Raw genomic sequence first — 6,376 nt, 5'->3', positions numbered from 1 at the left:
GACGATGGTGAAGCGCAGCGTCGGCCAGCGCTGGCGCAGCTGCGGCAGCACCTCGGCGGTGAACCACTGCACCGCGTCGACATTGGGCCAGTAGTCCATCGCACCGGTGAAGACCAGCGGCAGCTCGTCCTCGGCAAAGGGATTGGCCTGCTGCGGCAGCGGGGCGAAAAAGCCGCTGTCGACGCCGTTGCCCAGCGCCTCGACCGGCGCGCCGGTGGACGACAGGCGCTGGAACAGCGCCTTCTCGCCCTCGGTGACGAAGAACGAGCAGCGCGCCTGTTCCGCGACGCGGCGCTCGTAGGCCAGCAGCTCGCGGCCTTCGCGGCGGTACAGCCACGACATCGGCCAGCGGTTGGCCTTGGCGTAGTCCGTCCACTTGGCCGAGTCCACGTCGACGAAGTCGATCAGCATCGGCACCGGGCCGGCCACGGCGCGCAACTGCTCGGCGTACTGCGCCATGGTCGACGAGAACACGACGATCGCGTCGAAGCGCTGCGTCTTGGCGATCTTCGCGATCCAGTCGCGCATCGCGCGGTGGCGGTAGTACGGCAGGCTGAGCGCCTCGCCGGTCGCCAGGCCGCGCAGACTCGCGACGCGCGCCAGCAGCGGATTCAGGTCGGCGGCGAAGAGCTCCTCGCATTGCGCCTGCAGCGCGGGCAGGTGCGCCCAGTCCTCGGCGTCGTCGACGAAGGTGCCCAGCCAGACCTTGTGATGCGCGCCCAGGTGCTTGAGCAGGTGGTACGACCGCAGCTTGTCGCCCTTGTTGGGCGGATACGGCAGGCGGTGGACCAGGTAGAGGATGTTGGCCATGGCGTCGTCCTCAGCCCAGGCTGCGCACGATGTGCGGACCGAGCCAGTTGGCGACGGAGATCGGCAGCTTGCGCCAGGCCTTGATCATGAGCTGGTACTTCGCGTTGCTCGGGTTGTTCTGCGGCACGGCTTCACGCTTGTAGAGGCAGTACTCGTAGTTCAGCGGCGTGGGCTCGAAGCCCCAGTTCTTCTTGAACGCATAGCTGCCCGTGTCCTGCTTGCTGCGGCCGTAGTCGAAGACCTTGAGCCCGCGGCCGCAGGCGCGGCGCATCAGCTCCCAGTACTTGAAGTCGTTGGCGGCCAGGTCGCGCGCGGCGACCGCGTCGCCGGCGTAGTACGGCAGCACCTCGTCGCGGAAGTAGAAGCTCAGCACGCCGGACAGCGGCTCGCCCTGCGGGCTGCTGACGATCAGCACCTCGGCGGCGTCGCCGAATTCGTCCAGCAGCGCCTGGAAGTAGCGCTTGGGCATCGCGGGCGTGCCGTGGCGGTGGACGTTGTCCGCGTAGAGCGCGAAGAAGCGCGACACGTCGCTGTCGATCTCGGCCTTCAGCTCGTTCTTGATGCCCTTGCGGACCATCGCGCGCTGCTTGCGCGGGATGGCCAGCATGTTGGCCTCCTCGTCCTCGAGGATCTCCTTGCGGAAGGTCACGTAGAGGTCCTGGTGCGGCCAGTCGAGGTGACGGCGCTCGACGTTGCGCAGCTCCAGGTGCTCGACGCCGAGGCGGCGCGCCAGCGCCTGCGCCTCGTCCTCGAGCGCTCGGGCCGCATCGTCGCTGGTCGCGGCGACACCGCCGTAGACCGCGAACGGCAGCCCCACCAGCGCGTGGCCGAAGAGCCGGCTCCTGTTCTCGGCCAGCGGCAGCACGCCCTCGATGACGCCGTCGCGTTCGGCATACAGGAAGTAGCCGGCATGCCCGAACTGCTTGCGGATGATCCGCTGCCAGGCGGCCAGGTGGAAGAAGGTGGCCGACGGGCAGGCCTGCACGAACGCGTCCCAGCGCTTCGCGCCGTCCAAGTCCTTCAGCGCGAGGTGCTTGACCTGGACCGCGCCCTTCGGAGCCGGGCTCATGCCGCCAACCGCTCGGCGCCTGTCGGCGCGAGGAAGATCTCGTCCATCCGCGCCCAGGCGAAGTCGCCGAGCAGCTGCTCGATGCGCGACTCGGTGCGGCCGATGTTGACGTAGTGGCGGAAACGCGTCTTCGCGTCGATGCCGGGAATGCGCGGCTGCTCCGGATCGATCTCCCAGGGATGGAAGTAGAAGACCGCGCTGCGGCCCTCGATGCGGTTGAAGCGCTCGATCATCCAGCGCGACACGCCGTAAGGCAGCAGCCGGAACCAGCCGCCGCCGCTGCTCGGATAGTTCTTGCCGCGCCAGCGCAGCGTCGTCACCGGCACCTCGATCAGGCCCGGGCGGACCTCATAGGCGAAGCGCGGTGAATCGGGCATGCCGTAGTGGTCGTGCTCAATCGGATAGACGCTGGAGCTGTAGCGGTAGCCGCACTCGGCGAGCACGTCGAAGGCCCAGAGGTTGTCCTTGCCGATCGAGAAGCTGGGCGCGCGGTAACCCTTGACCTCGACGCCGCCCAGGTCCTCCAGCAACGCCTTGGCGTAGCCGACGTCCTTGAGGAACGAGGCCCGGTCGAGGTCGCTGGCGCGCTCGTGGCCGAAGCCGTGGCTGGCCAGTTCATGGCCGCGCGCGACGATCTCGCGCACGATCTGCGGGTAGCGCTGCGCGATCCAGCCCAGCGTGAAGAAGGTCGCCTTGACCTGCTTCGCATCGAGCAGATCCAGGATGCGCGCGATGTTGCGCTCGACGCGGCACTCGCGCGCGTCCCAGTCGCCGCGGGCGATGTAGGGTGCAAAGGCGGAGACCTGGAAATAGTCCTCGACGTCGATGCTCATCGCATTGCGGATCTTGTTCATCGCATCGCTCCCACGAGTTTCTGCAGCAGCGCCAGCGTCTGCTGGTTGATCCGTTCCAGACGCGTCAGGCTGTCCTCGATGCGCTGCAGGCGCGCGTCCTGGCCGTCCAGGTTCAGCCCTGCGAGTCCGTCGGCCAGGGCCCCGAGTTCACCGTTCAGCCCGCCGCCCTGCGCCATGCGCGAGCGCAGCCGCGTCAGGTCCAGGTCGATCGCGAGGTCGCCCTCGGACGCGTGGCCGTTGATCTCGGATCCGTGCACCGCCGGCGCCGGCGCGGACGCCGATTCGGCGGACAGGTCCTGCACGACCTCTTCGACGTCGGCCGCGGTCAGGTGCGGGTTCTCGTGCATGAAGCCCAGCAGCAGCAGCCGGTCGCACAGGGTGTTGATGCGGCGCGGGATGCCGTGGCTGGCCCGGTGCAGCGCGGTGAAGGCGTCGGCGTCGAAGCCGGGCTTGTCCGCGGCGCCGGCGCACTTGAGCCGGTGCTCGATGTAGCGCTGCGTGTCCTCTTCGTCGAGGGGGCCGATGTGGCAGCTCGCCGCGATGCGCTGGCGGAACTGTTCCATCTCGGGCCGCTGCAGGATCGCGCGGAACTCCGGCTGCCCGACCAGGAAGGTCTGCACCAGCGACTGGTTGCCGAACTGGAAGTTGGACAGCATGCGCAGCTCCTCGACCGCGCGCGCGGTGAGGTTCTGCGCCTCGTCGACGATCAGCAGGCAGCGCTTGCCGCGGCTGGCCTCGCTGACGAAGAAGGCTTCCAGCGCCATCAGCACTTCGCTCTTGGGCAGGTCCTTGACCCGCACGCCGAAGGCGGCGCCGACCAGGCGCAGCGTGTCCTCGGCGTCCAGCTGCGTCGTGACGATGTTGCCGATGACGACGTTGCTGCGGTTCAGGCTGTCGAGCAGCCCGCGCACCAGCGTCGTCTTGCCGGCGCCGATCTCGCCGGTGATGACGATGAAGCCGTCGCTGCGCAGCACCCCGTAGTCGAGGTAGGCCTTGGCGCGGCGATGCTGCTTGCTGCCGAAGTAGAAGCTGGGATCGGGACTGAGCTGGAACGGCTTGCTGGCCAGCCCGTAGAAGGCCTCGTACATGTCGGTGACTGCTTAAAAGCGCTGGGTCAGCGATGCGTAGATCGCGTTTTCCTGATAGCTGGAGGCGAACAGGCTGGTGTCGTCGAACTTGGTCTGACGCAGCCCGAAGGCCGCGTCGGTGCGCGGGCCCAGCCGGTAGGTGGCATTGGCCGTCAAGGTGCGCATGTCGTTGCCGCCCACGCCGCCGTCGCCGCGCGAGTTCTGCCGCGAGTAGCTCACGTTGGCGTTGGCCAGCGGCGTGAGCCGGTAGCCCACCGACACCATCGCGCCGCGCTGGCGCACGCGGTCGGTCAGTGCCAGGTCGCCGCTGCCCACGCCCAGCGGCGAGTTGATGAGGCGGCGGCTGTTGTTGTCGTTCCCGCTGAGCGTGATCGTCACGCGCGGACCGGTCCAGATCAGCGACAGGTCGCTGCGACGTTGCAGCGACGCGGTGTTGCTCAGGAAGCCGGTGCCGCTGAACGAATTCGGATCCAGGCCCAACGCAGCCAGCAGTCCGCGCACGAAGGCGTCGCGCTTGACCGGATCGGGCTCCAGGCTGCCGAACTGCAGGTCCAGCAGCTGGTAGTTGGTCGCCTGCGTCGGCGTCTCGCCGGTGCTGACGCTCTGGCTGCTGTTGGCCCGCACCGAGAACTGCGCCATGCGGTGTTCGAAAGTCAGGTTGTGGCTGTCGCCGTAGCTGTGGTGCTGCCACTCGCCGGAGAACTTGGTCCGCGGGCCCGGCGACCAGCGCAGGTTGGCGCCGTAGACCGAGGTCGTCTCGGGGCCGAAGTAGTCGCTGCGCTCCCGGCCGCCGGTGAGGCCCAGGCCCCAGTCGACATCGGGCACCCAGTTCAGCGATCCGATCACGCTGGTGGTGCGGTAGTCGATGCCGGTCTGCTCGAAATGCATGCGCGACGTGGACGCGCTCAGGCCCCAGTTGATCTCGCGGCCGCCGGGACCGAACAGGTTCAGCGACAGCGAGCCTTCCTTGCTGTTGCCGCTGCCGCTGGCCGCGCCGGTGCCGCCCTCGCTGGAATCGCGCATCTGGCCCATCGCCCGCAGCTCGAAACCCGCGAAGCTGCCGAGGCGGCCGCGCCAGTATGGCGAGACCTGCAGCGTGCGGGTCTCCGTGCGGTTGGGGCTGTCCAGCTTGCCGTCCGGCGACTGCTGGCCGAAAGCCGACACCGCCTGCTGGCTGATGTTGCCGGTGACGTCGACGAACAGCGCCGTCTGCACCAGTTCCGCGGTGAGGCGGGTGCTCAGCTGGTTCTGGAGCCGCGCGTCGCGGTCGCTCTTCGTGTAGACGATGCCGTCGAGCGTGTAGTCGAAGTTGCCGCGGATCGCGCCGCTGCTGCTGGAGATCGTCAGGCCGGGCGAGACCGTCGTGATGAACGCGCGATCGCGCGAGTTGTCGGGCGACAGCGCCAGGTTGTCGGTCCAGGTCTCGGAGACGCTGACCCGCGGCGTGAAGGCGATGCCCTTGCGCGAGCCTTCGGCGCCGGTGCCCGAATCCTGCGCGGCCGCGGGCGTCTGCGCCACGGCGGCGGCCAGACCCAGCGTTGCGAGGCAGGCGCAACGGACCGCGGACAGCGGCCGGCGGCGGAGGTCGTTGGCCCGCGTCATCGTGTCAGGCCCGATCCGTGCCGGCGGGACCCGGCGCGACATCCCGAGCAGCGTCCGGCGCATGGCCCTGCCCGTCCGCGTTGCCGTATCCATAACCGTAGCCATAGCCGTAGCCGTACCCGTAGCCGTAGCCGCTGCTGCGCTTGTTGCTGGCCTGGTTGAGCAGCAGCATCTTCAGCGGGCAGTGCTCGATCGCGGCGACCGCCTGCTGCACCGCGCTCTGCGGCGTGCGCTCGGCCTGCACGACGATCACGATCTGGCCCATGTGCGTGGCCAGCACGCGGGACTCGGTGGTCAGCAGCAGCGGCGGGCTGTCGAAGATGATGATCCGGTCCGGGTAGCGCTTGGCCATGTCGTCCAGCAGCGCGGTCATCGCGTCGCTGGCCAGCAGTTCCGTGGCGCGGGCGTGCGGGCGGCCGCTGGGCAGCAGCGTCAGCTTGTCGACGTTGGTCTTGAGCAGCACGCTGGCCATGTCGGCCTCCTTCTCCAGCACGTCGAGCAGGCCCGGGCCGGGCGGCAGGCCCAGCATGCGCAGCATCGACGGGCGGGCGACGTCGGCGTCGACCAGCATCACGGTGCTGTCGAACTCGGCCGCGATCGACATGGCCAGGTTCAAGGAGGTGAAGCTCTTGCCCTCGCCGGGCAGCGCGCTGGTCACCATGATCAGGTTGGCGTGATTGAGCGACGAGGCGCCCTTGTTCATCGCGTTGCGGATCAGCGGGCGCTTGATGTTGCGGTACTGGTCCGCCATCACGGTGCGCGGCGCGTTGGGCGTCAGGAAGCCCTGCGCGGCCAGCGCCTCGAGGTCCAGGTCGACGCGCTTGGAGTGCACGTCGCCGGGAGCGCGTATCACCACCGGCGCCGCCACCGGAGCGGCGGCCGGCACCGCATGAGGCACCGCTTGAGGCGCCGGCGCCACCGCGGGTGCGGCCGGTGCCGTCGCGAGCGCGGCG

6 protein-coding genes are annotated in these 6,376 nt (G+C 69.0%); all 6 read right to left on the bottom strand.

Features of this window, described 5'->3' with window-relative positions:
• Window positions 1-810: TIGR03087 family PEP-CTERM/XrtA system glycosyltransferase (locus VF536_RS20855; RefSeq protein WP_331616792.1), on the bottom strand; the 810-nt coding region annotated here is incomplete at its 3' end.
• Between the two features lie 10 nt (window positions 811-820).
• The gene (locus tag VF536_RS20850) at window positions 821-1,879 is read right to left on the bottom strand and encodes a FemAB family XrtA/PEP-CTERM system-associated protein (protein ID WP_331616791.1); all 1,059 of its coding nucleotides are present in this window, start codon (window positions 1,877-1,879) and stop codon (window positions 821-823) included.
• On the bottom strand, window positions 1,876-2,733 hold the full coding sequence (locus VF536_RS20845; protein WP_331616790.1) for an XrtA system polysaccharide deacetylase: 858 nt from the start codon (window positions 2,731-2,733) through the stop codon (window positions 1,876-1,878). Before VF536_RS20845 ends, VF536_RS20850 begins: the two co-directional genes overlap by 4 nt.
• On the bottom strand, window positions 2,730-3,821 hold the full coding sequence (locus tag VF536_RS20840) for an XrtA/PEP-CTERM system-associated ATPase (protein ID WP_331616788.1): 1,092 nt from the start codon (window positions 3,819-3,821) through the stop codon (window positions 2,730-2,732). The genes VF536_RS20845 and VF536_RS20840 overlap by 4 nt, the downstream gene beginning before the upstream one ends.
• 12 nt (window positions 3,822-3,833) lie before the next feature.
• On the bottom strand, window positions 3,834-5,423 hold the full coding sequence (locus VF536_RS20835; protein WP_331616787.1) for a TIGR03016 family PEP-CTERM system-associated outer membrane protein: 1,590 nt from the start codon (window positions 5,421-5,423) through the stop codon (window positions 3,834-3,836).
• Window positions 5,424-5,427: 4 nt separating this feature from the next.
• Entirely contained in the window at window positions 5,428-6,342 is a 915-nt protein-coding gene (locus VF536_RS20830) for an XrtA-associated tyrosine autokinase (RefSeq protein WP_331616793.1), read from the bottom strand.
• Between the last annotated feature and the right edge of the window lie 34 nt (window positions 6,343-6,376).

It is taken from the genome of Roseateles sp., assembly GCF_036486225.1.
Taxonomy (GTDB): domain Bacteria; phylum Pseudomonadota; class Gammaproteobacteria; order Burkholderiales; family Burkholderiaceae_C; genus Roseateles.
The sequence above is the reverse complement of the archived record's forward strand: the minus strand, read 5'-3'. Positions and strand labels throughout refer to the sequence as shown.